22 protein-coding genes and 6 pseudogenes are annotated in these 25,826 nt (G+C 73.0%); 11 read left to right on the forward strand and 17 right to left on the reverse strand.

Annotation, left to right across the window (positions count from 1 at the left end; translation table 11 throughout):
* Positions 1-11: 11 nt before the first annotated feature.
* The 11 genes and pseudogenes from nhaA to REH70_RS08835 all read right to left on the reverse strand — a co-directional run bounded on the left by nhaA (position 12) and on the right by REH70_RS08835 (position 11,960).
* Positions 12-1,384 (reverse strand): annotated as a pseudogene (gene nhaA, locus REH70_RS08785) (Na+/H+ antiporter NhaA).
* A gap of 161 nt (positions 1,385-1,545) precedes the next feature.
* Complete coding sequence (locus REH70_RS08790) at positions 1,546-3,066, reverse strand: SulP family inorganic anion transporter (RefSeq protein ID WP_310753788.1); 1,521 nt, start codon at positions 3,064-3,066, stop codon at positions 1,546-1,548.
* A 174-nt stretch (positions 3,067-3,240) separates the two neighbouring features.
* Positions 3,241-4,011, reverse strand: coding sequence for an ABC transporter permease (locus REH70_RS08795; protein WP_310753790.1), 771 nt, complete (start codon positions 4,009-4,011; stop codon positions 3,241-3,243).
* A 1-nt stretch (position 4,012) separates the two neighbouring features.
* Positions 4,013-4,951, reverse strand: a complete 939-nt coding sequence (locus REH70_RS08800; RefSeq protein WP_310753791.1) for an ABC transporter ATP-binding protein — start codon at positions 4,949-4,951, stop codon at positions 4,013-4,015.
* A 123-nt stretch (positions 4,952-5,074) separates the two neighbouring features.
* Entirely contained in the window at positions 5,075-5,710 is a 636-nt protein-coding gene (locus REH70_RS08805) for a hypothetical protein (RefSeq protein ID WP_310753792.1), read from the reverse strand.
* Positions 5,692-5,859 (reverse strand): hypothetical protein, encoded by a 168-nt coding sequence (locus tag REH70_RS08810; protein WP_310753793.1) that lies wholly within the window; start codon positions 5,857-5,859, stop codon positions 5,692-5,694. The genes REH70_RS08805 and REH70_RS08810 overlap by 19 nt, the downstream gene beginning before the upstream one ends.
* Positions 5,856-6,749, reverse strand: coding sequence for an ABC transporter ATP-binding protein (locus tag REH70_RS08815; RefSeq protein WP_310753794.1), 894 nt, complete (start codon positions 6,747-6,749; stop codon positions 5,856-5,858). Before REH70_RS08815 ends, REH70_RS08810 begins: the two co-directional genes overlap by 4 nt.
* A complete protein-coding gene (locus REH70_RS08820; protein WP_310753796.1) occupies positions 6,724-7,197 on the reverse strand; it encodes a GntR family transcriptional regulator in 474 nt (157 codons plus the stop codon). The genes REH70_RS08815 and REH70_RS08820 overlap by 26 nt, the downstream gene beginning before the upstream one ends.
* 203 nt (positions 7,198-7,400) lie before the next feature.
* A pseudogene (locus tag REH70_RS08825) lies at positions 7,401-9,328 on the reverse strand (beta-galactosidase).
* Positions 9,222-10,742, reverse strand: coding sequence for an MFS transporter (locus REH70_RS08830; RefSeq protein WP_310753797.1), 1,521 nt, complete (start codon positions 10,740-10,742; stop codon positions 9,222-9,224). Before REH70_RS08830 ends, REH70_RS08825 begins: the two are co-directional and overlap by 107 nt.
* Before the next feature lie 7 nt (positions 10,743-10,749).
* Positions 10,750-11,960 (reverse strand): annotated as a pseudogene (locus REH70_RS08835) (alpha-hydroxy-acid oxidizing protein).
* 221 nt (positions 11,961-12,181) lie between these two features.
* On the opposite strand from REH70_RS08835, the gene REH70_RS08840 reads away from it, so the two are divergent.
* The 7 genes and pseudogenes from REH70_RS08840 (at position 12,182) to REH70_RS08870 (ending at position 18,454) form a co-directional block, all read left to right on the forward strand.
* The gene (locus REH70_RS08840; protein ID WP_310753798.1) at positions 12,182-13,498 is read left to right on the forward strand and encodes an extracellular solute-binding protein; all 1,317 of its coding nucleotides are present in this window, start codon (positions 12,182-12,184) and stop codon (positions 13,496-13,498) included.
* 59 nt (positions 13,499-13,557) lie between these two features.
* Positions 13,558-14,499 carry a sugar ABC transporter permease gene (locus REH70_RS08845; protein WP_310754214.1) on the forward strand — a complete coding sequence of 314 codons (942 nt, stop codon included), beginning with the start codon at positions 13,558-13,560 and terminating at the stop codon, positions 14,497-14,499.
* 2 nt (positions 14,500-14,501) lie between these two features.
* Complete coding sequence (locus tag REH70_RS08850; RefSeq protein ID WP_310753799.1) at positions 14,502-15,455, forward strand: carbohydrate ABC transporter permease; 954 nt, start codon at positions 14,502-14,504, stop codon at positions 15,453-15,455.
* Between the two features lie 51 nt (positions 15,456-15,506).
* A complete protein-coding gene (locus REH70_RS08855) occupies positions 15,507-16,175 on the forward strand; it encodes a hypothetical protein (RefSeq protein ID WP_310753800.1) in 669 nt (222 codons plus the stop codon).
* A complete protein-coding gene (locus REH70_RS08860) occupies positions 16,172-17,326 on the forward strand; it encodes a Gfo/Idh/MocA family oxidoreductase (protein WP_310753802.1) in 1,155 nt (384 codons plus the stop codon). The genes REH70_RS08855 and REH70_RS08860 overlap by 4 nt, the downstream gene beginning before the upstream one ends.
* 35 nt (positions 17,327-17,361) lie before the next feature.
* A pseudogene (locus tag REH70_RS08865) lies at positions 17,362-17,664 on the forward strand (Gfo/Idh/MocA family protein); the annotation flags it as partial.
* Between the two features lie 235 nt (positions 17,665-17,899).
* Complete coding sequence (locus REH70_RS08870; RefSeq protein WP_310753803.1) at positions 17,900-18,454, forward strand: Gfo/Idh/MocA family oxidoreductase; 555 nt, start codon at positions 17,900-17,902, stop codon at positions 18,452-18,454.
* Positions 18,455-18,523: 69 nt separating this feature from the next.
* Here the strand turns inward: REH70_RS08870 and REH70_RS08875 are convergent, their stop codons facing one another.
* Positions 18,524-19,165, reverse strand: a complete 642-nt coding sequence (locus REH70_RS08875) for a maleylpyruvate isomerase family mycothiol-dependent enzyme (protein WP_310753804.1) — start codon at positions 19,163-19,165, stop codon at positions 18,524-18,526.
* A 149-nt stretch (positions 19,166-19,314) separates the two neighbouring features.
* On the reverse strand, positions 19,315-20,103 hold the full coding sequence (locus REH70_RS08880; RefSeq protein WP_310753805.1) for a hypothetical protein: 789 nt from the start codon (positions 20,101-20,103) through the stop codon (positions 19,315-19,317).
* Between the two features lie 200 nt (positions 20,104-20,303).
* Here REH70_RS08880 and REH70_RS08885 point away from each other — a divergent pair, with 200 nt between their 5' ends.
* A complete protein-coding gene (locus REH70_RS08885; protein WP_310753806.1) occupies positions 20,304-20,621 on the forward strand; it encodes a putative quinol monooxygenase in 318 nt (105 codons plus the stop codon).
* A 36-nt stretch (positions 20,622-20,657) separates the two neighbouring features.
* On the opposite strand, the gene REH70_RS08890 is transcribed toward REH70_RS08885, so the two are convergent.
* Together REH70_RS08890 and REH70_RS08895 are read right to left on the reverse strand one after the other, a co-directional pair.
* On the reverse strand, positions 20,658-20,900 hold the full coding sequence (locus REH70_RS08890) for a hypothetical protein (protein ID WP_310753807.1): 243 nt from the start codon (positions 20,898-20,900) through the stop codon (positions 20,658-20,660).
* 313 nt (positions 20,901-21,213) lie between these two features.
* Positions 21,214-22,005, reverse strand: a complete 792-nt coding sequence (locus tag REH70_RS08895; protein WP_310753809.1) for an SDR family oxidoreductase — start codon at positions 22,003-22,005, stop codon at positions 21,214-21,216.
* 157 nt (positions 22,006-22,162) lie between these two features.
* Between REH70_RS08895 and REH70_RS08900 the strand changes: the two are divergent.
* Positions 22,163-22,375: pseudogene (locus REH70_RS08900) on the forward strand (MarR family transcriptional regulator); the annotation flags it as partial.
* 341 nt (positions 22,376-22,716) lie between these two features.
* Here the strand turns inward: REH70_RS08900 and REH70_RS08905 are convergent.
* Both REH70_RS08905 and REH70_RS08910 read right to left on the reverse strand, forming a co-directional pair.
* Positions 22,717-23,187: a substrate-binding domain-containing protein gene (locus tag REH70_RS08905; RefSeq protein ID WP_310754215.1), complete on the reverse strand. Its 471-nt coding sequence runs from the start codon at positions 23,185-23,187 to the stop codon at positions 22,717-22,719.
* 8 nt (positions 23,188-23,195) lie between these two features.
* Positions 23,196-24,062, reverse strand: a pseudogene (locus REH70_RS08910) (LacI family DNA-binding transcriptional regulator); the annotation flags it as partial.
* Here REH70_RS08910 and REH70_RS08915 point away from each other — a divergent pair.
* A complete protein-coding gene (locus REH70_RS08915) occupies positions 24,034-24,402 on the forward strand; it encodes an L-rhamnose mutarotase (protein WP_310753810.1) in 369 nt (122 codons plus the stop codon). The pseudogene REH70_RS08910 and the gene REH70_RS08915 overlap by 29 nt on opposite strands.
* A 224-nt stretch (positions 24,403-24,626) precedes the next feature.
* Positions 24,627-25,823 (forward strand): L-rhamnose isomerase, encoded by a 1,197-nt coding sequence (gene rhaI / locus REH70_RS08920; protein WP_396134699.1) that lies wholly within the window; start codon positions 24,627-24,629, stop codon positions 25,821-25,823.
* Positions 25,824-25,826 lie beyond the last annotated feature (3 nt).

Consider the following 25,826-nt stretch of genomic DNA (forward strand, 5'->3'; position numbering starts at 1 on the left):
CGCTGACGCCGTCAGTGCCGCCGCGGCGCCGGTCCGGCGTCGGGGTCGGTCCCCGTGGTCTCGCCGGAGAACGGGTCCGCCGCGGGCTCGAAGACGTCGGGCACGCCGTCGTTGTCGGTGTCCATGGCCTCCTCGAGCGCGATGCGCTTGTACGCGCGGTTGCGGGACAGCAGCACGATCGAGGCGAGCGTCGCCGCGACCACGGACCCCATGAGGACGCCGATCTTGATGTGCTCCTCACGGGTGACGTCGGAGCCGAACGCGAGCTCGCCGATCAGCAGGGAGACCGTGAACCCGATCCCGCCCAGGAGCGCCACACCGAGCACGTCGGTCCAGCTCAGGCTCTCGTCGAGGTCGGCCCGGGTCACCCGGGTGACGAGGAAGGTCGTGCCGAAGATCCCGAGGACCTTGCCGAGGACGAGCCCCGCGACGATGCCGAGCGCGACCGGGTCGCGCAACGTCTCGACGAAGCCGGACAACCCACCGACGGTCACGCCGGCGGCGAAGAACGCGAACAGCGGCACGGCGAACCCGGCCGAGATCGGGCGGAAGCGGTGCTCGAAGTGCTCCGCGAGGCCCGGGCCGGCGTCGGGCCCCCGGCGGCCGCGCTGCGGATCACCGGGACGGTGAAGCCGAGCAGAACCCCGGCGACGGTCGCGTGCACGCCGGACTCGTGCATGAGGGTCCAGGCGGCGACGGCGAGGGGGATGAGCAGCCACCACGAGCGGATGCGCTTCTGCACCGCGACGCCGAAGACGGCGATGACGGCGATCGCCCCGAGCAGCGGCAGGAGCCGGACGTCCTCGGTGTAGAACACCGCGATGATCGTCACGGCGAGCAGGTCGTCGACCACGGCGAGGGTGAGCAGGAACGTGCGCAGCGCGGCCGGCAGGTGCGACCCGATGACGGCGAGCACGGCGAGCGCGAACGCGATGTCGGTGGCGGTCGGGATGGCCCACCCGCGCATCGCGTCGCTGCCGGCGAGGACGTTGACGCCCACGTAGACCAGCGCGGGCGCGGCCATCCCGCCGACCGCGGCCAGGATCGGCAGCGCCGCGCGGCGCGGGTCCCGCAGGTCGCCCGCCACGAACTCACGCTTGAGCTCGAGGCCGACGACGAAGAAGAAGATCGCCAGCAGCCCGTCCGCCGCCCACGTCGCGAGCGTCAGGTCCAGGTGCAGCGCGGCCGGCCCGACCCGGATCTCACGGAGCGAGGCGTAGCTGTCCGCCCACGGCGAGTTCGCCCAGATCAGGGCCACGACCGTCCCGACCAGCAGCAGTGCACCGCCGACCGTCTCCTTGCGGAGGATCTCCGTGATCCGCTGGTTCTCCGACCACGAGCCACGGGTCAGCAGAGGAGGACGGGTCGACGAGCTCGAGGGCACGGGTGGAGGCCTTCCGTTGGGGTGATCTGGGGTCGACACAGACGCGGGGTCGACAAGACGTTGCCGACCAGACTTCCCGGCGCACCGCGGACAGCGTAACGGCGCGTCGGAGGCCGTGCGCGCCGTCGTCGGGCGCCGTGGTCAGGTGCCGTCGCGGATGCTCAGTGACCCCCGCCGAGCTGACCGGCGAGCCGCTCGTGGCGACGGGCGCTGTCCGGGTCCAGGCCCCGGATCGTGACCGTCTTGCCCTTCGACGCGTACTTCGTGGTGATGGCGTCCAGCGCGGCCACCGTGGAGGCGTCCCAGATGTGCGCGCCGGACAGGTCGATGACGACCTCGCGGGGGTCGCCGGCGTAGTCGAACTGGTAGACGAGGTCGTTGGACGACGCGAAGAACAGCTCCCCGGTGACCGCGTACACGCGCTGGGCGTCGTCGTCGGAGGCGTCCAGGCGGGTGACCGTGGTCAGGTGCGCGACCCGGCGCGCGAACGCGACCATCGCGACCAGGACCCCGACGCCGACGCCGTAGGCGAGGTTGTGGCTGACCACGGTGACCACGACCGTGGCGAGCATCACGGCGGTCTCCGAGCGCGGCATGCGGCGCAGCGTCGAGGGCCGGACGGAGTGCCAGTCGAACGTGGAGATCGCCACGAGGATCATCACGGCCACGAGTGCTGCCATCGGGATGATCGCGACGAGATCGCCGAGCCCGACGACGAGCGCGAGCAGGAACACCCCGGCCAGGAAGGTGGAGATCCGCGTGCGGGCGCCGGACGCCTTCACGTTGATCATCGTCTGGCCGATCATCGCGCAGCCGCCCATCCCCCCGAAGAAGCCGGTGATGACGTTCGCCGCCCCCTGACCCCAGCTCTCGCGGGTCTTGTTCGAGTGCGTGTCGGTGATGTCGTCGACGAGCTTGGCGGTCATGAGGGACTCGAGGAGGCCGACGACGGCCATGGCGAGGGCGAACGGGGCGATGATCTGCAGCGTCTCGAGGGTCAGCGGCACGTCGGGGAACAGCAGCGCGGGCAGGCTCTCGGGCAGCTCACCCTCGTCGCCCACGGTGGGCACCGTGACAGCCGCGGTGACCGTGAACGCCGTCAGCAGGACGATCGCCACCAGCGGGGCCGGCACGACGTTTGAGAGCCGCGGCAGCCCGAAGACGATGACGAGGCCGACGGCGACCAGCGGGTACACGGCCCAGGGAACGTCGCGCAGGTGGGGCAGCTGGGCCAGGAAGATGAGGATCGCCAGCGCGTTGACGAAGCCGACCATGACCGAGCGGGGCACGAACCGCATGAGCCGCGCGATGCCGAGCACACCCAGGACGACCTGGATGAGGCCGCCGAGGATCACGGTCGCCAGCAGGTAGTCGACCCCGTACTCCCGGGCGACCGGCGCGATGACGAGCGCGATGGCCCCGGTCGCCGCGGAGATCATCGCGGGGCGACCGCCGAGGAACGCGATGGACACCGCCATGGTGAACGACGCGAACAGCCCCAGCCGCGGGTCGACCCCGGCGATGATCGAGAACGAGATGGCCTCGGGGATGAGCGCGAGCGCGACGACGAGCCCGCCGAGGACCTCGGTGCGCAGCCGTCGCGGGGAGCGCAGCGCGGCCAGCACGGAGTCGGACTCGTCGGCCTCCGGGATGCGGGGCGTGGTGGTCGCGGGGTGGGACACGCGGGTCTTCCGTTCGTCGTCGCAGGGCGGAGCCGGGGAGCATGCGGAGCCGGGGAGCGGGCGGGCCGGGGAGCGGGCGGCGCCGACGACGGCGGCCTCGCCCGGGCATGGTGCCACGCGGGCGCCGGCGAGGGCCGCGCGGTCCGGGTGACGGACCGCGCGGCGGTCGACGGCCTAGGTCCAGCGGAACAGGCGGGCGGCGAGCGGGACGCAGACCGCCGTCCACACCGCCATCACGGTCAGCTCGAGCGCCGGGACCCCGGTGCCGTACCAGCCGGCGGCGAGCGCGCCGGACGCCGCGCCCACGGGGGTGTACGCGCTGATCGTCTGGATGACCGGGGGCATGAGCGGCAGGGGCATCCACACCCCGGCGAAGAACAGCGAGGTGAAGAAGGCGAGCATCCCGACCCCGGTCGCGGCGCCGGCGGTGCCCGCACGCGCGGCGATGAGGCAGCCGACGGCGAGCGCGGAGGCCGCCCCGAGCAGGAACGAGGCCACGACGAGCACCGGGCTGCGGGGGAGCGAGATGTCCAGCAGGACGACGGCGAGCACGACCGCGAGCACCGACGCCGCGACGAGCGTCCCCCCGCTCACCAGGAGCTGGGCGACGAGAACGCGGGACGGCGGCAGCGGCGTGGTCGACAGTCGGCGCAGCACGCCCTTCTCGCGGTAGCCGGCCAGGACGGCGGGGAACGTGGAGAACGCCACCGTCGCGATCGCGAGCGCGAGCACGATCGGGGTGTAGGCGGTGATGGCGGTGACCTGCGCGAGGTCCGGGTCGCCGGCGTCGAACGGCTCATCCGCCCACGGCATGGCCAGCCCGAGGACGACCAGCAGCAGCCCCGGGAACACGAGCCCGAAGAACACCGCGGCGGGATCACGCCAGGACAGCCGTGCCTCGACGACGGTGAGGCGGGCGAGGACCGCGGGACCGGTGGCGGACATCTCAGACCTCCGAGTGCTGCGTCGTGAGCCGGACGAAGGCGTCCTCGAGCGTGCGCTGCTCGAGGCGGACCCGGTGGGCGCGCACGCCGGCGTGCGCGAGGGCGACGAGGACGTCCTGCACGGCGTCGTCGGTGCAGCGCACCTCGACCTCGGGCGCTCGGTCCGCGGCGCCCGGCACCGGGACGAGGCGCACCGCGTGCACGCCCGGGACCGCGTCGAGGGCGCCGTCGGGCAGCGGGACGTCGGGGCTCAGGCGGACGACGACGTCGCCGCCGGCCTGGGCGGCGAGGTCCGCGGGCGTCCCGGTGGCGACGACCCGACCGGCGTCGATGACCACGATCCGGTCGCACAGCCGTTCCGCCTCCTCCATGAGGTGCGTGACGAGCAGGATCGTCACGCCCCGGTCCCGGACGGCCTCGACGAGGCGCCAGGTGTCGCGCCGCGCCTGCGGGTCCAGCCCGGTGGTGAGCTCGTCGAGGATCGCCACCTCGGGGTTGCCGACGAGGGCGAGCGCGACGGACACGCGCTGCTTCTGACCGCCGGACAGCCGACCGAAGCGCGTGCCGGCCTGGTCGGTGAGCCCGAGGTCGGCGAGCAGGGCGTCGGGGTCGGCCGGGTCGGCGTAGAACGACGCGTACAGCGTCAGGGCCTCCCGGACGGTGAGGGCGGCGGGCAGCTCGCTCTCCTGGAGCTGCAGCGCGAGCCGCTCGCGCAGCGCCGGACCGTCCGTGCGCGGGTCGAGCCCGAGGACGCGGACGTGGCCCGCGTCCGGGACGCGCAGCCCGGCGAGGCACTCGACCGTGGTCGTCTTGCCGGCGCCGTTGCGGCCGAGGATGCCGACCACCTCGCCGCGCTGGACGGTGAGACTCACGTCGTCGACCGCGACTCGGTCGCCGTAGGTCTTGCGCAGGTGCGCGACCTCGAGGACGGGTGCGCTCATGGTGGTTCCCTCCGGTGCGTCGGTGTGCGTCGGTGCGTCGGTGCGTCCAGTCCGTGAGGGCGGAGCGCGAGTGCGGCGCGGGGGTGCGGCGCGGGGTGCGGTCCCGCCGGTCGTCCGACCGGCTCAGCCGGTCGGCGCGCGGAGCGGTGCGCCGCGCAGCGCAGCGTGCGTCACGGCCAGCAGGGCCGCGGCGAGCCCGAGGCAGACAGCCGCGAGGACGACGGTGGGCAGCGGGTCGCCCCCGCCGAGCGGACCGGGCGCGGCGGCGACCCAGTCCGGCCGGGCAGCCGCCTCGGCGACCAGGACGGGACCGACGGTCAGGGGGAGCGTGAGGGTGCCCCACCACCCGCCCCCGCGGTAGTAGACCGCGCCGACGCACAGTCCGGACGCGGCGTACACGGCCGGGACCAGCCCGTTCTCGGCGAGGACGAGAGCGATCTGGCCGGTGTCGGTGTACAGGTGGTGGCTGCCCAGGGTCGTCGGCCACCCGCGGGCGTCGAACACCGCACGCTCGACGAGGTAGCCGACGGCGGTCACGACGGCGTAGGCGGCGACGACGCCCAGCCCGGCCACGGTCGCCGCGGCGGTGAACGACCGCCGCGTCATCCCGTTCGCGACGTGCGCGGTGAGGTACCCGGTGACGACGGCTATCCCCATCGCGAACAGGAACCACCGGGGGCCCTGGTCGAGCATCTCCCACACGCTGCCCTCGAGCTCGTCGACGCGGTGCAGCACCACGGTCAGCACGACGGCGACCACGGCGACGACCCCCACAACCCCGCGCCGAGGACGAGCTGGACCGACAGCAGCTGCCCGGCGGTCCGCAAGGTCGGGGAGCGACGGGATGTCGCGGGCGAGCCGGGGGCGGGATCGGAGGCAGAGCCGGGACGGCGCTCGGTCGTGGTCATCGCTGGTCTCCTCGGGTGAGGTGGACGAAGAGGTCCTGCAGGGGGACGGGACCCACGTCGAGCCCGAGGTCGCGCGCCTGGCGGTCCGCGGCCAGGGCGGGGTCGGCGTCCGGGGACGGCGCGACGTCGAGGACGGTCGCCTCCGCCGTCCGCCCGAGGGAACGCCGCCCGAGCACAGTGCGGTGCGCGGTGAACGCCTCGACGGCGTCCGCGGGGCCGGTGACGCTCATCCCGCGGGAGCGGAGGGTGTCGGCGTCGTCGTCGACCAGGACGCGCCCGCGGTCGAGGATGAGCACCCGTTCGAAGAGCCGCTCGACCTCCTCGATGAGGTGGCTGGACAGGATGATCGTGCGCGGGTGGGCGGCGTAGTCGGCCAGCAGCTCGTCGTAGAACAGGTACCGCGACGGAGCGTCCAGGCCGAGGTAGGCCTCGTCGAACATCGTCAGCGGTGCCCGCGAGGCGAGGCCGACGACGACGCCCAGCGCGGACCGCTTGCCGCGCGACAGCTCGGTGGGCTTCTTGCGGAGCGGGATCTCGAACCGGTCCACGAGTCGGTCGGCGAGGTCGGCGTCCCACTGCGGCCGGGCGGCGGCCGCGTACCGCAGCACGTGGCGGCACGCGGTCTCCACGACGTCGCCGCTCTCCCGGACCAGGCAGGTGCCGGCCATGACGCGGGCGTTCTCCCACGGGTCCTCGCCGTCGACGAGGACGGAGCCGCCGGAGGCCCGGCGATAGGCCGCCAGGACCGACAGCAGGGTCGTCTTGCCCGACCCGTTGCGTCCGAGCAGCCCGAGGATGGTCCCCGCGCCCAGGTCGAACGAGACGCCGTCGAGCGCCGTGGTGCGGCCGTACCGGACGGTGAGGTCACGGACCGCGATGTCGAAGCTCATCGCTGCTCCTCGGGGGAACGGGGGTGATGGGGGTGATGGGAGGCGGACCGGTGGGCGTGGTGCCGGGGCCGGTGGGGGCGGTCGTCCGAGCCTCGGCGTCCACGGTGCGCAGGCGGTCGACGACCTCCTCGAGGGGGACCCCGAGGAGTCGGGCCTGGGCGGCGACGGGCTCGACCACGTCGGCGAAGAAGGTCTCGCGCCGGTCGGCGAGGAGGCGCTCGCGTGCCCCGGGCGCGACGAAGATGCCGACCCCTCGCCGCTTGTAGACGACGCCCTCGTCGACGAGCTGGGCGAAGGCCTTGGCGGCGGTCGCCGGGTTGATGCGGTACGTGGTCGCGTACTGCGTGGTGGACATGACCTGGTCCTCCTCCGCGAGCGCGCCGCTGAGGATGTCGGCGCGGATGCCGTCGGCGATCTGGAGGTAGATGGGGTCACGACCGTCGAACATCCCCGCACCTTCTCCCAAAGCTTCACTGGTTCGTTACTCTAGTAATGAACCATGGAGCCGGCCGGGCGCGCAAGGGGTGCACGGGACGGATGCGGGCGGACCGTCGCAGCGCGACGGCAGGCGACGCGACGGCAGGCGACGCGACGAGCGGGCCGGTCCCTGCAGGGACCGGCCCGCTCGTGGGCACCTCGACGCTGGTGCGGTCAGCCCTCCTGCACGACGGCGACCCCGTGCGCGGGCACGGTGAGCGTCCCGTCCGCCGAGCCACCGGTCAGCAGGTCGACCCCGCGGGCCGCGACGACGACGTCGTCCGCGGTGTGGTTGAGGACGAAGAGGAACGTCGCGTCCGAGGTCGCCCCCTCGGCGGTCCCGTCCCCGGCCGCGTGCCGGCGCACGACCTCGACGCCGGACGGCAGGTCGGCCACGACGGGGGTGACGCCGGCCTCGGCGAGGAGGGCGTCGGTGAGGCGGGAGGCGGCGTCGTCGTCGAGGCGGGTCGCGGCGTACCAGGCCGCCCCCGTGCCGACGGCGTGCCGGGTCACGGCCGGGTGGCCGGCGAGCGCGCCGTCGGCCCAGGTCCGGACCGCCTCGGCGCCGGTGAGGTGGGTCTTCTCGCTCCACAGGGTGGCGGTCGTGCCGTCGTCGAGGGTGAGGCGCTCGTCGGCGCCGAGCGGGTAGAGCTCCTCGGTGCGCACGCCCAGGAGCTCGCGGAACGCGCCCGGGTACCCGCCGAGGCGCACGTGGTCGTGCTCGTCGACGATCCCGCTGAAGTAGGTGACCAGCACGCTGGCCCCGCCGCGGGCCGCGGTCGCGACGCGCTCGGCGACGTCGTCGGTCACGGTGTAGAGGGTCGGGACGACGACGAGCCGGTAGCCGGTCAGGTCCGCACCGGCCGGGACGACGTCGACCGTGACGCCCCGGTGCCAGAGCTGGCGGTACCAGTCGCGGACGCCGTCGGCGTAGCGCAGGTCCTGGGTGGGGTGGGAGTCGAGCTCGCTGCCCCACCACGACGGGTAGTCGAAGACGAGGGCGACATCGGCCCGGACGCGGCTGCCCTTGATCGGCGCGAGCGCCCGCAGCGCGTCGCCGAGCGCGACCGTGTTGCGCCACACGTCGGTGTCCGTGCCGGCGTGCGGCAGCATCGCGGAGTGGTACTTCTCCGCGCCGGCCGCGGACTGGCGCCACTGGAAGAACATGACCGCGTCCGCGCCGCGGGCGACGTGCGTCAGGGAGTTGCGCAGCATCTCGCCCGGCCCCTTGGCCCGGTTGCGCGGCTGCCAGTTGACCGCCGACGTCGAGTGCTCCATGAGGATCCACGGCGCGCCACCGGCGACGCCGCGGGTCAGGTCCGCGCTGAAGGCGAGCTCGACGTGCCCCTCGGGGTCCCGGGCGGGCAGATAGTGGTCGTTCGCGACGACGTCGAGGTCACCGGCCCAGGAGAAGTAGTCCATCCACTTCGTGCCCGTGGACAGCATGAGGTTGGTCGTGGTGGGGATGTGCGGTGTGAGCTCGCGCAGCAGGTCGCGCAGGGCCCGGTAATGGGTGAGCAGCTCGTCGGAGGAGTAGCGCGCGAAGTCCAGCTGCTGGGTGGGGTTGGCGTAGGTGGGCGCGGTGCGCGGCGGCAGCACCTCGTCGAAGGAGTCGTACCGCTGGGACCAGAAGGCCGTCCCCCACGCCGCGTTGAGCGCCGCCACGGTCCCGTACCGCGCCTCGAGCCAGCGCCGGAACGCGGAAGCGGCATCGTCCGAGAAGTCGTGCGGGACGTGGCAGCCGAGCTCGTTGTCGACGTGCCACAGCGCGACGGCGGGGTGCTGCCCGTACCGCTCGGCCATCGCGCGGGTCATCCGCAGCGCGTAGTCGCGGAACACGGGGAGGACACCGCGTACGCCTGCCGGCCGCCCTGACCGAGGACGGTCCCGTCGGCGAGCTGCGGGAGGATCTCCGGGTGCCCGCGCGTGAGCCACGGCGGCGGTGACGCGGTCGCGGTCGCGAGCGCGACCCGGATGCCACCCGCGTGGAGCCGGTCAAGGACCGCGTCCAGCCAGTCCCAGTCGTACTCGCCCTCGCGCGGCTCGAGCATCGCCCAGGAGAAGATCGCGACGCTGACGAGGTTGACCCCCGCCTCGCGCATGAGCTCGACGTCCTCGACCTGCGTGGCGACCGGCCACTGCTCGGGGTTGTAGTCGCCGCCGTACGCGAGGCCGGTGACCTCCGGGAAGCGGGTACCGGGTGTGTGCCCGTGGTCTGCTGTCATGGGTGCTGCGTTCCTCTCGAAGGGGCGTGCGGTGCGGTGGTGTGGTCGGGGATCGCCACGGGGTGGCGGGTGCGGGCGAGCGCCGCACCGACGGCCGCGGTCGCGAGGAGCGCGAGCCCGCCGGTGACGACGAGGCCGAGGCGAACGCCGAGCTGCTCGGCGAGCCAGCCCTGGAGCAGCGCGCCCAGCGCGTGCCCGCCGAGCAGGACGGGGAGTAGATGCCCAGGACCCGGCCTCGCACGGACGGGTCCGCGGCGAGCTGGACGTACGTCGCCGCGCAGGTGAGGAAGAACAGGGTCGCCGCTCCGACGGCGCCGAGGGCGATCACGAAGGCCAGGTGCGTCGGCATGACGGCGGCCGCTGCCTCGGTGACCGCGAACAGCGCTGCACCCAGCACGAGCACGCGGGCGCGCAGGCGCGCGAGCCGGGCGGCCAGCACCGCGCCCAGCAGGGCGCCGACCGCGCTGACCGTGTTGTACAGCCCGAAGCCCTGCGCCCCGGTGCCCCACACCCCGTCGGCGAACGAGGCCAGCACGACCGGACCGTTCATGCCCAGGGCGCCCATGAGCCCGGCGAGCACCACCACCCAGAGCAGGTGCGGCCGCTGGGCGACGAACCGGAAGCCCTCGCGCAGCTGTCCGCGTGCGCGGGGGATGACGGGGGCCCGGATCAGCTCGCCGGGGCGGATCGCCGCGATGAGCGCCACGACGGCCAGGCACACGACGGCGTTGGCGCCGAACGCCCAGCCCTGCCCGACCTGCGCGATGACGATCCCGGCCACCGCCGGGCCGACGAGTCCACCGCCCTGGTTCAGCGCGTTGTTCATGCTGACCGCCGAGCGCAGCGACGCGTCGCCCACCACCTCGCCGACCAGTGCCTGGCGCGCCGGCAGCTCGACCGCGGCGACGAGACCGAGCACAACCGCCGCGACGTACAGGTGCCCGACGGTCACGACCCCGGTGAGGGTGAGCGCGGCCAGCCCGGCGGCGACCGCCGCCGAGCACGTCTGGGTGCCCAGCACGAGCCGGCGCCGGTCGTACCGGTCGGCCAGGACGCCGCCCATCGGGCCGACCACGAACAGCGGCAGGAACTGCAGGGCGACCAGCAGCCCGACCGCCGCCGGGCTGCCGGTCAGGTCGAGCACGAGCCAGTCCGTGGCCATCCGCAGCATCCAGATCCCGCTGCTGCCGAGCAGCTGGGCCGAGACGTAGAACCGGAACGCGCGCCGGCGCAGCAGCGGGACCGCCGGGACGGCCGCGACGGCCGTGACGTCGGTGGCGGGCGCGGTCACGCGGGCGTCAGGGCAGGCGCACGTGCTGGGGACCGAGCTCGTCCACGCTGCGCACCCCGAGCAGCGCCATCGTGCGGCGGACCTCCTTCGTGAGGATCTCCGCGGCGCGGTCCACCCCGCGCTCACCGCCGGCCATGAGGCCGTAGAGGTACGCCCGGCCGATCATCGTGGCGTCCGCGCCGAGGGCGAGCGCGGCGACGACGTCGGCGCCGCTGGTGATGCCGGTGTCGACCCACACCTCGCTGCGCCCGTCGAGCGCCTCGACGACGTCCGGCACGAGGCGCAGCGGGACCGGCGCGCGGTCCAGCTGACGGCCTCCGTGGTTGGACAGCACGACGGCGTCGGCACCGGCGTCGCTGACCAGGCGGGCGTCCTCGACGGTCTGGATGCCCTTGATGATCAGCGGGCCATCCCAGCTCGCGCGCAACCACTCCAGGTCCGCGATGGTCATGGACGGGTCGAACAGCTTGTCCAGCAGCTCGGCGACTGTGCCGTCCCACTCGGACAGCGACGCGAACGTCAGCGTCTCGGTGGTCAGCAGGTTCATCCACCACGCGGGGTGCGTCGCCGCGTCCAGGACCGTCTTCGCGGACAGCGCCGGGGGATCGAGAAGCCGTTGCGGGCGTCCCGCAGGCGCGCACCGGCGACGGGCACGTCGACGGTGAGCATGAGCGCCTCGTACCCGGACGCCTTGGCGCGGGCCATGAGGTCCTCGCCGGCGGAGCGGTCCTTCCACACGTAGAGCTGGAACCACTTGCGCGCCTCGGGCGACGCCGCGGCGACGTCCTCGATCGACGTCGTCCCCATGGTCGACAGCGCATACGGGATGTTGCGACGGCCCGCGACCTTGACCACGGCGCGCTCGCCCTCGTGGTGCATGAGGCGGGTGAACCCCGTCGGCGCGAAGGCGAAGGGGACCCCGGCGGGGCGGCCCAGGAAGTCTGTGGTGGTGTCCACGGCCGACACGTCCTGGAGGATCGACGGACGCAGCTCGAGGTCCCGGAACACCGTCCGTGCGCGCCGCAGGCTGATCTCGCCCTCGGCGGCGCCGTCGGTGTAGTCGAAGACCGAGCGCGGGGTCCGGCGACGAGCGACCTGGCGCAGGTCCCCGATCGTGAGCGCCTCGCCGAGCCGGCGCTGCGTCGGGTCCAGGACGAGCGGCTTGGGCCGCATCAGCGGCTTGAGCTCGGACCAACGAGGGATCTGGCGCTGGGTCATCACGGCTCCGTGGTGTGGTGAGGGCGAGGCGAGTCAACGCCTCCGCGACATTGTAACGTTTCATCGCGACCGCGGGCAGCGATCCCAGCGATGAGCCCCGGGCGGTCCGGTCGCGGCGACGTCACCACGTTATAACGTTTCAATCTCACCCTTGACGGCCTGAAGGGGCCACCCCTACGGTCGGGAATGCGCTTACCTTCTGAGCAGAGAGGCTCACCACGATGAAGCGGTACACCCTGAAGGCTGTCGGACTTGCGGCCGCGGCCGCCCTGACCCTGGGGGCGTGCTCGGGCGGGGACGCCGACGCCCCCGCCGAGGGCGCCGCCACGGCGGACCCCAACGAGGAGATCACGCTCAACTTCACCTGGTGGGGCAACGACGACCGCGCTGCCCGCTACGAGGAGGCCCTCGACCTGTTCGAGGCGGCCAACCCGAACATCACGGTGCAGACGAGCTTCCAGGACTTCCCCAACTACTGGACGGCCCGCGCCACCGAGGCCGCCGGGCGCTCCCTGCCGGACGTCATGCAGTTCGACCTGTCGTACCTGCGCGAGTACAACGAGAACGACCACCTGCTCGACCTGACGCCCTACCTGGGCGAGGGCATCGACACCGCCGAGGTCGACGAGGCACTCCTCGCCTCCGGCGCCCTGGACGACAAGCAGGTCGGCATCCCGACGAGCACCAACACGCTGGCGCTCTTCTACCACCCCGCCCTGCTCGAGCAGACCGGGGTCGAGCCCCCCGCCGCGGACTACACGTGGGACGACTACAACGAGTTCGTGGCTGCGGTGTCGGCGGCCGGTGCCACCGCGCCCGACGGCCAGCCGATCTACGGCGGCGCCGACTACACCAACACGTTCTGGTTCTTCCTGCAGTGGCTCGTCCAGCAGGGCATCGAGCCGTTCAGCGCTGAGGGCGAGATCAACTTCACCGAGGAGCACATGACGGAGTTCCTCGGCGTGGCCGAGGACCTGCGGGCCGCCGACGCGGTCTACCCGGTCGACCGCGGCATCCAGCTCCTGCCGCTGGGCGGCTTCACGGTGAACGAGTCCGCCTCGGAGTTCTCCTGGGACAACTTCCTCGCCGGGTACACCGCGGACTCCGGCGACGAGAGCATCGAGATGCTCCCCGTGCCGACCGGCCCGGACGGCGAGAAGGCGATGTTCTTCAAGCCGTCCATGCTCCTGTCGGCCGGTGGCAGCACCGAGCACCCGGCCGAGGCCGCGATGCTCATCGACTTCCTCATCAACGACCCGGAGGTCGGTCGCATCTTCGGCACCTCCAAGGGTGTGCCGGCCACGCAGGTCCAGCGGGACGCGATGACCCTCGAGGAGGGCAGCGTCGACGCCCGCGTCGTGGCCTACGAGGAGGCCGTCGCCGACCACGTGACCGAGCCGGTGCCGGTCCCGGTCAAGGGCTTCGGGTCGATCGAGGCCGAGTACAAGCGCCTCGCCGAGGAGCTCGCCTACGGCACCATCACGGTCGACGAATTCGCCGAGCAGTGGTTCTCCGAGGCCGCCCTGATGGTCCAGTGAGCGCGATTGCCGACCGTCCCTGCGTCTGATCGGAATCGACCGTGACCCTCACCGAAGAGGTGACCGGGACCGCAGGTCGTCCCGCCGTCCCGCCGCCGTCCGCCACCCGGCGGCGGCGGCGGGCGGCGGAGACCCGCGCCGGCTACGCCTTCCTCACCCCGTGGTTGCTCGGGTTCTTCGCCCTGACAGCCGGGCCCATGCTGGCCTCGCTGTACCTGGCGTTCACGGACTACAACCTGTTCGCCCCGCCGTCGTGGGTGGGGCTGGACAACTTCACCCTCCTCTTCTCCGACCCGAGGTTCATCCAGTCGGCGAAGGTGACGGGTCTGTACGTGGTGCTCGGCACCCCGATCAAGCTCGCCGCGGCACTCGCCGTCGCCATGCTGCTGAACAACAACCGCTGGGGTCAGGGCCTGTACCGGTCGGTGTTCTACGCACCCTCGCTGATCGGGGCGAGCGTCTCGATCGCCATCGTCTGGAAGGCGATGTTCATCGACCGCGGCATCGTCGACCGGATCTCCCAGTCCGTCGGCCTGGAGGGCGGCGGCTGGGTCGAGGACCCGTCCAAGACCATGCCGATGTTCATCCTGCTGACCGTGTGGCAGTTCGGTGCCCCGATGGTCATCTTCCTGGCCGGGCTCAAGCAGGTCCCCGCCGAGCTGTACGAGGCCGCTGCGGTGGACGGCGCCGGACCGGTGCGCAAGTTCTTCAAGATCACGCTGCCGATGCTCTCGCCGGTGCTGTTCTTCAACCTGCTGCTGGAGACCATCCACTCGTTCCAGATCTTCGCGTCGGCGTTCATCATCTCGGGCGGTACCGGTGGTCCGGCCGGGTCGACGCTCTTCTACACGCTGTACCTGTACCAGCGCGGCTTCCAGGACTTCCGCATGGGGTACGCCTCGGCGATGGCGTGGGTCCTGGTGGTCGTGGTGGGCATCATCACGCTGCTGTTCTTCCGCAGCTCCAAGGCGTGGGTCCACTACAGCGGGGAGGCCAAGTAGCCATGAGCACCGACCCCACCGTGGTGGCCGAGTCCACCACCACCGCGCCCGAGCACGCCGGGCGAGACCGGCCCACGGTCAGCCGCGAGTCGAGCACAGCGCTGCGCCGCCGGGCTCGTACCCGTGACCGTGGCAAGGGACTGCTGTTCCACGCATTCGTCCTCGTCGTCACGGCGATCGTGCTCTACCCGGCGCTGTGGATGCTGATGTCGTCCTTCAAGCCGACGTCCCAGATCGTCGGGAACGTGTCGCTGTGGCCGGAGTCGGCGTCGTTCGCGAACTACGCCACCGCCCTGCAGGGAATCGGCGGAGTGTCGTTCTGGACGTTCTTCTGGAACTCGATGTTCCTCGCCGTCGCCTCCGTGGTCGGCGTCGCGCTGTCGGCCTCGGTCAGCTCGTACGCGTTCGCGCGCATCGACTTCCCCGGCCGCAAGGTGTGGTTCGCGCTGATGATCGGCACGCTCCTGCTGCCGTTCCACGTCGTGATCATCCCGCAGTACATCGTCTTCAACAATCTCGGTCTGGTGGACACGTACTACCCGCTGCTGCTCGGGAAGTTCCTCGCCGCGGAGGCGTTCTTCGTCTTCCTCATGGTGCAGTTCATGCGCAACCTGCCGCGTGAGCTGGACGAGGCCGCGCGCATCGACGGCGCCGGCCACGTGCGGATCTTCACCGCGATCATGCTGCCGCTGATGAAGCCGGCGCTGGTGACGAGCTCGATCTTCGCATTCATCTGGTCGTGGAACGACTTCTTCGGGCCGTTGCTCTACCTCAAGGACCCGTCGTTGTACCCGCTGCCGATCGCGTTGCGGCTCTTCGTCGACCAGACCTCCACCTCCGACTACGGCGCCCAGATGGCGATGTCGGTGCTGGCCCTGGTCCCCGTGCTGCTGTTCTTCCTGCTGTTCCAGCGGTACCTCGTCGGTGGGGTCGCCACCCAGGGGCTGAAGGGGTGACGTGGCGGCGACGGGACGGGCGACGGGCACGATGAGCACCGGGCGTGGCCGGTGGGACGTGCCGGACGACGACGCGGAGGACACCTCGGCGCCGTCGGGCGGCCTGCTCGGGGGACGACCCGCCTCGGCCTGCTCGGCGAGGTCGGCATCGTCGGGGTCATCGTCATGGTGCTGAGCGTGCCGGTCGTGACGGCCGTCCCGGCCGTCGCCGCCGGCGCACTGCACCTGCGGCGCCACCTGGCCGGCGAACCAGACTCGTACGGCCTCATGCTGCGCGCGTTCGGTCGCGCGTGCCGTGACCTCTGGCTGCTGGCGCTCGGCGTGCCAGTGGTCCTGGCCCTCACGGGGTGGAACGTGTGGCTCACCTGGAGCGGCGTCCTGCCCGGTGGCGCGCTCATCGGGACCGTGAGCGCCGCCGTGGGGCTCGCCGCCGTCGTGGTCGGGCTGCGCACCGCCGGGACCTGGCACCCCGGACTGCGCACGCCCACGGCCGTGCGTGCGGCCGCCGGCCGGGCCGGGCGGGACGTGACGGGCACCGCGCTGCTCGTCGTCGCGGTCGCGCTGTGCGCCTTGCTCGTGTGGATGCTCGAGGCGTTCCTGCTGCTCGTCGGCGGCCTGCTCGCGCTGGCGGCGGTGTCGGTCGAGCACCGGTGGGTGACGCGGACCGGGGGCGACTCGCGTGGTGGCGGCTCGGCCGGCTCCGACGGGACGCTGCGGTGACCGGATCCGACCGGCCCGACCGGCCGCGCATCGCCGTCGTCGGCGCGGGCTGGTGGTCGGCCAACCACCACGTCCCGTCGCTCGCGCAGCACGACGGCGCCGAGCTCGTCGCGATCTGCGACCCCGACCGTGGGCGTGCGGAGCAGCTCGCTTCCGAACACGGCGTCCCGCACGTGACCACGGACCTGGACAGCCTGCTCGCCCTGTGCCCGGACGGCGTCGTCATCGCGACCCCGCACGTCACGCACCACGACCTCGCCTCCCGCGCGCTCGACGCCGGGGTCCACGTGCTGCTGGAGAAGCCGATGACCACGTCGGCGCAGACGGCGGCGGATCTCGTCGTGCACGCGGAGCGGGCCGGGGTGCACCTCGCGATCGGGTACACCGACCAGTACGCGCCCACCGCCGCGCGCGTGCGCCGCGCCGTGCAGTCGGACATCGGCGACCTCGTGCAGGTGATGGCCGAGTTCAGCTCGGGCACCGCCGGGCTGTTCGCCCGCGCCGAGGCCGACGACGCCTCCCGCACCCCCGGGCGCGACGGCGACGACCCCGCCGACCAGCACGCCGGCACCTACGCCGCCGACCAGGGCGGGGGACAGGCGCACACCCAGCTCACCCACCTCATGGGCATGGTCTGCTGGGTCACCGGTCGTGAGGTCGCCGAGGTGGCGGCGTTCACCGACCACCGCGGGCTCGACGTCGACGTGGACGACGCCGCGGCCCTGCGCTTCACCGGCGGCGGCACCGGGGTGGTCACCTCGACCGGCATGGCGGGTGCCGCCAACGGCGAGCGGCACCGGGTGCGGTTCCTCGGCACCTGCGGCACCGTCGACCTGGACATGGCCACCGGGATCGCCGAGGTACGGCACGGTGACGGGACCGTCGCGACGCTGACCCCGCCGCCGCACGAGCCGGACGACCGCACCTGGGCACCGGCGCGCCAGTTCGCCGAGCTCGTCGCCGGGCGGGCCGACAACCCGGCCCCGCCGCGTCCGGCCGCCGCCGCGGCGGCGTGCATCGAAGCGCTGCTGGAGTCCGCACGAACCCGGACCTTCGTCCGGGTGACGCCCCTGCCGGCCACCGACGCAGCGCCCGCTGATGCGCCGGCCACCGACGCACCACCGCAGCACCCCACCGGAGGAGACCTGTGAGCCCCACCCCCACGGTCCCGGCCCGCTCGATCGTCGTGGGCACGGGCGCCGTCGCCGGCCTGCACGCCGCCGCGATCGCCGCCCAGGGGGGCCGCGCCGTCGTCGTCGCCGGGGTGGACATCGACGCCGGCCGCGCCGAGGCCTTCGCACGCGAGCACGGGCTCGCGTCGTGGACCACCGACCTCGCCGCCGCCCTCGACGGGCGGCTCCCCGGTCAGCCCGCGGGCCCGCCGCCCGACCTCGCGCACATCTGCACCCCACCTGGGACGCATGTCCCGCTCGCGCTGCAGTGCCTGGAGGCGGGCGTCCCGGTGCTGCTGGAGAAGCCGCCGGCGCTGAGCCTCGCCGAGGTCGACCGGCTCCTCGACGCCTCCGAGACCACCGGCGTCGACATCGGCGTCGTCGTCCAGCAGCGCTTCGGTGGCGCCGCGCGGCGGGCAGCCCGACTCCTCGCGGACGGGACCCTCGGCCGGCCGCTCGTCGCGACCTGCCACACGCTCTGGTACCGCGAGCCCGCCTACTTCGCCGTGCCGTGGCGCGGTCGGTGGGAGCTTCGAGGGCGGCGGAACCACGATGGGGCACGGCATCCACCAGATGGACCTGCTGCTCTCGCTGCTCGGCCCGTGGGCCGAGGTGACGGCGATGGCCGGGCGGCTGGCCCGCGACACCGCGACCGAGGACGCCTCGATGGCCGTCGTCCGCTTCCCGGGCGGGGCGCTCGCGACGATGGCGAGCTCGGCCATCTCGCCGCGGCAGACCTCGTCGGTGCGGATCGACACCGAACGCGCCACGCTCGAGCTCGAGCACCTGTACGGCTACGGGGACGCCGACTGGACCTTCACCCCGGCGCCCGGGCACGAGGACCTCGCCGCGGTGTGGGCCGCCGACGGGCCGGGCCCGGACAGCGGCCATGACAGCCAGCTCGTCGCGGTGCTCGACGCGCGCGACGCCGGCGAGCCGCTGCCGGTGCCGCTCGCGGACGTCCGCGACTCCATGGAGCTCGTGGCGGCGATCTACGCGTCAGCGTTCACCGGGCAGGTCGTGCGGCGCGGGGACATCGTCCCGGGGCACCCGTTCTACGAGCGCATGGACGGCACCGGCGCGCCCTGGGCCGACGACGAGAGCTAAGACCCAGCAAGCGCACCGCGGCCGGGCACCGCCAGCCGCTGCCGCGTCGGCGTCGCGGTCGAGGAAGCGCTAGGTGTGGGTCGGGCGGGCGATGCGCGTCCGCAGGACCGGGAGGCCGTCGCCGCTGAGGTGCTCGAGCCCGACCGTGCGGCCGGTGAGCGCCAGCAGGAGCGCCTCGGCGTCGCCGCGCACGACCGGACCGGCGCCGTGGGTCCAGCCGACGTCGTCCGCCTCGAGCCGCACTCCGTCGAGCGCGCCGCGAGGGACGAGGCCGGCGGCCTGCCTGCTCGTCAGGAACTCCAGCGACGCCCGCGCGCGTGCCGCGGGCAGCTCACGGGTCAGGCCGAGCGGCCACCGGATGTCCAGCCCGTGCACGAGCAGGTCCGTGAGCGGCGCACCGGGGCCGGCACCGGGCGGGGTGAACCGGCTCTCGGCCCCCTGGCGCAGGACGCCGACGATCTCGTCGAGGGGCCGGGCGGCCACCCGGCGGGTGAGGCGCCGGTTCGCCCGGTCGAAGTCTCCCCGGCAGGCGAGCATGGTGACCGCGAGCCTCGCGGTGCTCACCTCCAGCGGCATGATCAGGTGAGCGGAGACGTCGTGCACCGTCCACGCCTCGCACAGGCTCGGGGTCCGACCCTGCTCGGCCGTCAGACCCGCCAGCAGGTCGGCCATCCGTCGTCGCTCGTCAGCGATCTCCCCGAAGATGTCCACGCCGTCATCGTGGCGTCCGGAGCGCGACGCGGTGGCCGTTTCGGTCCCGCCGCTCGTCCGCGCCGGCGGACGCCCGCGGATCGGGCCACGCCGGTGTCGCCCATGAGGCGTGGCGCCGGTGCGACCTGCAGGCCCGTACCGGTCCGCCGTCACGCCCCGACGATCCGCGCCAGTCCCTGGAACCAGCGCTGGAGGTAAGGGCTCTGGCCCCGGCCCAGGGCCCGGTCGACGCCCTCCAGGACCCACTCCCGGCTCCAGTGACCGCGCCGGACGAGCTGCGGGACGACGTAGTTGTCCAGCCGCCGGGTGGGCCAGGGCGTCGTCTGGTCACGCTGCGCCAGCGAGGCCCCGCTGACCCCGTCGACGTCGAAGATGCGGGCGAAGGTGGTCCTGATCAGGCAGGGCCGCGCCTCGAGGTAGCGGAGCAGGTAGGTGCCGCTCCGGGCGCCGGGGGTACCGGTCGCCAGGCACAGCACCGCACCCTGCTGGGTCGGAGCCGGCGTCAGACCCCCGTGCGCCCAGTCGAACATCGCGTCCAGGCCGCGGGTGCGGTCCACGTCACGCGGGCTGCGGACGAAGCGGGCCGACCACTCCTCGACGAAGGCGTCGAGGTGGTCGGGGAAGAACGCCGGGGGCAGGTCCACGGCGTCCGGCATGTCCAGCGGTGCGTACCTGACCGCGTGCGCGAGTGGTGAGCACCCGAGGACCGCTGCGGCCGCAGCCGACCAGTGCCCGCGCCGCAGCGGACCGGACCACTCGCCGGCGGGCGCTCGGGCGCCGTCCGGGTGGCGGGTGACGACGCGCTCATGGGCGCGCATCGCGGTCCGCAACCGCTGGCGCCGGTCCACCGGCATCGACAGCAGCACCTCGACGGCGTCATCGCGGCGCCCATGACGCAGGGCTGACCACAGCGCTGCGACGTCAGGGGCCTGGTCCATGCCAGGACCGTACTGAGACCGGACGCCGCCGTGCGGCACGGCGGCGCTCAGGGGCCGACGACGGTCAGGGGTCGACGACGCCGTCGGACCCGGCATGCTGGGTCGCAGCACGTCGGGCGTGCACACCGGGGCGGTACCGGCGGTGCGCGCTCGCGCGGCAGACGCCGGTGCGTGGAGCAGAGCTGAGGAGCGGGATACGCGTGATCGGGATCGTGGTGCGGTTCGACGTCCGGGACCGGGAGGCAGCGGTGGCCTTCGACCGTCTGACGGCGGCCGTCGTCGGGCACATCCGCGCCCGCGAACCGGGAACGCTCGTGTACGCCACCCACAGCGTCGACGACGACGCGCTGGCTCGCGTGTTCTACGAGATCTACGCCGACGACGCAGCGCTGCAGGCGCACGAGGACGCCCCCCACGTGCGCGAGTTCCACGCGGCGAAGGAGCCGCTCCTGGCTCGGCCCCCGCGCGTCGAGCTCATCCGGCCCGGCCCGAGCGCGCACGGGATCACGACGGAGTGAGCCCCCGGGCGCTGCTGCGGGCCGCCACCGTCGCCGTCACGTCAGGGGGATCGCGCGGGCATCGAGGTCCGTGAGCCCGTGGAGGACGAGGTCGGTATGGGTCGATGCCAGGCCGATCTCCGGCCAGGCGACCGTCAGTCGGAGTCGACCATCCCCGGGGAGCTCACCGACCCAGGAGGTCGACTGCTGGTCGAACCTGCCACTGCCGCCGCGCGCTTCGGTCTGTGCGCTCTCCACCGGGCCACGTCTGCCGTTCATGGTCACGGCGAGCCGCAGCACGGGCTGCGACTCGCCGGCGCCGAAGCTGATGGCGCCGGCACGGTCTGCTGCCTGTCCTCGTGCGGCGAGGACCAGCGGGAGGTGGAGCCCGGTGCTGTGCGCGAACACGCATCGCAGGCCGACCGTGATCCCGGCGTGTCGAGCCAGGAGGGCAGGCCCGTGGACGACGGCTCCCAGGGCATCGGGCGGCCGCTCGTACGGCCAGGCGTGGTCCTCCACAGGAGGAGTATGGAGGTGGGAGCCGCGCCGAGCTGAGCAGCACGACGTCAGCGCGGTCCCGTGCACACCACGCTCGGCCCGGTCGGCGCCCGGGCTACAGCATGGTCGTGAGGACTCCGCCATCCGCGCGGAGCGACGCCCCGTTCGTCGCGGATGCCAACGGGCTGGCGACGTAGGTGACCAGGTGGGCGATCTCGGCCGGCGTGATGAAGCGCTGCAGGAGGGTCGTCGGGTTCTGGGCGATGATCGCGTCCCGCATCGCCTCGGTCGGGATGTCCTGCGTGGCGGCGATCCGCTCCACGGTCGCTGCGACGCCGTCGGAGAAGGTGGGCCCGCCGAGCACGGTGTTGACGGTGACCGCCGTGCCGCGGGTGCGCTTGGCGAGTCCGTTGCCGAGTGCGAGCATCGCCGCCTTCGTCATCCCGTAATGGATCATGTCGGCGGGGACGTTCACACCGGACTCGCTGCTGATGAAGATGATCCGTCCCCAGCCGCGCTCCAGCATCCGGGGCAGGACGTGCCGGGACAGCCGGACGCCGCTCATGACGTTGACCTCGAAGTAGCGGGTCCACGCGTCGTCGGCGATGTCCTCGAACTCGGCGAGACCGAACAGTCCGACGTTGTTCACGAGGATGTCGACGGCCTCGAGGGACTCGAGCAGTCGCGCCACGTCGGTGGGCTCGCTGAAGTCGGCGACCAGTCCGGACGGATCGGAGCCGGGGTGCTCCTGGCGGAGGCGGTCGACGGCGGCTCCGACCCGCCCCGCGTCCCGCCCGTTCACCGTCACGTGGACGCCCTCGGCGGTGAGCGCAGAGGCGATCGCGTACCCGATTCCCTGCGTCGATCCGCTGATGAACGCCGTCCTGCCGTGCAGTCCCAGTTCCACGATGGCTCCTCTGCAGTCCGTGCTCCGCACGCCTCGGCTTACTTGCTCGGGCAAGTGACTCGGGGAGGCTAGCACTTGCTCAGGCAAGTGACCCCGCCGGGGAGCGGGACCGGTGGCATAGCCTTCCGGCATGTCGATGCAGCCGGAACCCGCCGGGATGACGGAGGCGGAGTTCGGCGTCTGGGTGTCGCTCGCCACGCTGCTGGAACGGCTGCCCGCGGCGCTCGACGCGCAGCTGCAGCGGGACAGCGGCCTCACACACTTCGAGCACGGTGTGCTCTACGCACTCGACAGCGCGCCGGAGCGCACCCTGCGGATGAGCACGCTCGCCGGCTTCGCCAGCGCCACGCTGTCGCGGCTGTCCCGCGCGGTCACCCGCCTCGAGGCGAAGGGGTGGGTCCGCCGCGAGAGCGACCCGACCGACGGGCGGTTCACCCTGGCCGTCCTCACCGAGGAGGGCCACCGCATGGTCGCGCGGTCGACACCCGCTCACCACGCGCTCGTCAAGCACCTCGTCTTCGACTCACTCAGCGATGCGCAGACACGGCAGCTCGGGAGCATCGCGCAGCGCCTCGCCGAAGCGGTCGGCTCCACACCCGCCTGGCGCCCGCCGGCGCAGGGGAGGACGGCCGGAGCCCGTCCGGAGACCTCCGCTCAGCCGGGTGAACCGAGCAGGGTCCGGCGGCTCGTTCGTCGCAGGCGACGCGGCGTTCAGCGAGCAGGCGGGCTGACAGCACCCGCGGCGGGCGCCGGCGCACCACCCGACGACGCACGCACCACGAGCTCGGGCTGGAACTCGACGTGCTGGGCCGGCGCGCCGTCGGGCCCCGCGCCGCGCAGGAGGAGGTCGGCGGCGACCTCACCCAGGCGGTGCGTGGGCTGCCGCACCGAGGTCAGCGGTGTGGTGAGCATCGACGCGAAGTTGACGTCGTCGTACCCCACGACGGCCATGTCGTCCGGGATCCGCAGTCCGTGCGCGCGCAGCGTGCGCATGGCACCGAGCGCGGTGAGGTCGTTGACGCAGAACAACGCGGTGGGGACGGGGCCGCCGTCGAGCAGCTGGGTGACGCCGGCCTCCCCGCCGTCGGCGTTGAGCGCGGGCACCTCCACCTCGACCAGCGCGGAGGCGCCGAGCCCGCATCGTCGAGCGCCCGCAGGGCGCCGGCACGCCGGTCGACGCACTGCTGGATGGTCGACGGCCCGTTGATGAAGCCGACCCGCCGGTGGCCGAGCGACAGCAGGTGACGCACGGCCATGGCCGCGCCCGCGACGTCGTCGACTGCGACGGACGAGACGTCGGCGACGGGGGAGTTCTGGTCGAGCAGGACGACCTGCACGCCGCGGGACCGCAGCTCGAGCAGGTGGTCGACGTCGGCGCCCGCCGGCGTGACCAGCACGCCGAGCACGCCGTGCTCCTCGAACAGCCGCAGGTACCGTGCCTCGCGCGCGAGGTCGCCGTCCGAGCTCGCGAGCATGAGCGTGTAGTCGTCGAGGGCAAGGCGGTCCTCGATGCCCCGGGCGACCTCGGTGAAGAACGGGTTCGCGATGTCGAGGAGCACGGCGCCCACCGTCGAGATCGTCCCGGCCCGCAGCTGGCGCGCGGAGCCGTTGGGGATGAAGGAGAGCTCCTCGATCGCACGCTGGACGCGCTCCCGGGTCGTCTCCGAGACGCGATCGGGACGGTTGAGCACGTTCGAGACCGTCCCGAGGGAGACGCCGGCGTGCCGGGCGACGTCGCTGATGCTCGTGCGCCGCGGGCCCCGTCGTCGCGTGCCGGGGCCGCGCGAGTCGCCGGCCGGCACGGCGGCAGTCGACGCCTCGCCGGTCGGCAGGTCGGCGTCCGACAGGGCGACGTCGGGCACGTCGGCACGGTCCGGGGTGATGGCCACGGGGCTCCCTCTGCTGCGCTGCGCGGACGCCGGTTGACGCTCCGGTGGCCGCCTCGTACGGTCATTCTGCCCATGAATCGATTCAGGTGAGCAATGGAGCGGCGTCCCGGTCCCGGGCCGGCGCCCGGTGAGGAACCCCATGGCGCGCGTCTGCTTCATCTCCCGCATCCGGGCCGACCAGATCGAGACCTACAAGCGGCGGCACGCCGAGGTGTGGCCGGAGATGCTGGACGCGCTGCACGAGACGGGATGGCGGGATTACACGCTGCACCTGTCGCCGGACGGCCTGCTGGTCGGGGTGGTGGACGTCGACGACTTCGACGCCGTCCGTGAGGCGATGGCGGCACGCGAGGTCAACACCCGCTGGCAGGCCGAGATGGCGCAGCTCTTCGGCAGCGACGGCCCGCCGGACGAGGGGTTCGTGCAGCTCGAGTGCGTCTTCGACCTCGACGCCCAGCGCGCCGCCGTCGCCGCCACCAGGCGGGACGGCGGGGAGCCCGCCCGCTGAGTCGCGCCGGGCCGACGGGGCGACGGGCCGACGGGGCGACGGGGCGACGGGGCGACGGGGCGACGGGGCGACGGGGCGACGGGGCGACGGGGCGACGGGGCGACGGGGCGACGGGATCAGCATCACCGCGAGGTGTTGACCGTGGTCGACACACCGGTTACCGTTGCGTCTTGAAACGTTTCACAACGTCGTGGGACGCCAGGCACCGGACGAAGAGGCACAACGTGAGCACGCAGACGACGACGTCGGACGGCGTCGACCGGCAGGAGCAGGCCCTCGCGGCGCTGCGCGACCAGACCATCGAGCTGCCGAGCTGGGCTTTCGGCAACTCGGGCACGCGGTTCAAGGTGTTCGCGCAGGCGGGGGTGCCGCGTGACCCGTTCGAGAAGATCGCGGACGCCGCGCAGGTGCACCGGTACACGGGCGTCGCGCCGCGCGTGTCCCTGCACATCCCGTGGGACAAGGTCGAGGACTACGCCGCTCTGGCGGCCCACGCCGACGAGCACGGCGTCACGATCGGGACGATCAACTCGAACCTGTTCCAGGACGACGACTACATGCTCGGGTCGCTCACGCACCCCGACGCCCGCGTCCGCGCCAAGGCCGTCCGGCACCACCTCGAGTGCCTCGAGGTCATGCGGGCCACCGGGTCGACCGACCTCAAGATCTGGCTCCCGGACGGGCTGAACTACCCGGGCCAGGACGACCTGCGCGCCCGCCAGGACCGGTTGGCCGAGGGGCTCGCCGAGATCTACGCCGGCCTGGGGGAGGACCAGCGACTCGTCCTCGAGTACAAGTTCTTCGAGCCGGCGTTCTACTCGATGGACGTCCCGGACTGGGGGACGTCGCTGCTGCACTGCCTCGCCCTGGGTGACCGCGCGATGGTCGTGCTCGACACCGGCCACCACGCACCGGGCACCAACATCGAGTTCATCGTCGCGCAGCTGCTGCGGGTGGGACGCCTCGGGGCGTTCGACTTCAACTCCCGGTTCTACGCCGACGACGACCTCATGGTCGGCGCCGCGGACCCGTTCCAGCTGTTCCGGATCTTGCACGAGATCGTCCGCGCGGGCGCCCTCGCCCCCGACTCGGGCGTGAACTTCATGCTCGACCAGTGCCACAACATCGAGCCGAAGATCCCGGCGCAGATCCGCTCCGTGATGAACGTCCAGGAGGCGACGGCCAAGGCCCTCCTCGTGGACCGGGACGCGCTCGCCGCGGCGCAGCGGTCCGGGGACGTCCTCGCGGCGAACGGCGCGCTGATGGACGCCTACAACACCGACGTGCGCCCGCTGCTGCGGGGGCTGCGCGAGTCCCAGGGCCTGGACCCTGACCCGATGGCCGCCTTCGCCGCCTCGGGCTACACCGAGACGATCGTGGCCGAGCGCGTCGGTGGCGCGCAGGCCGGATGGGGAGCCTGACCG

It is taken from the genome of Cellulomonas sp. ATA003 (assembly GCF_031582905.1).
Classification (GTDB): domain Bacteria; phylum Actinomycetota; class Actinomycetes; order Actinomycetales; family Cellulomonadaceae; genus Pengzhenrongella.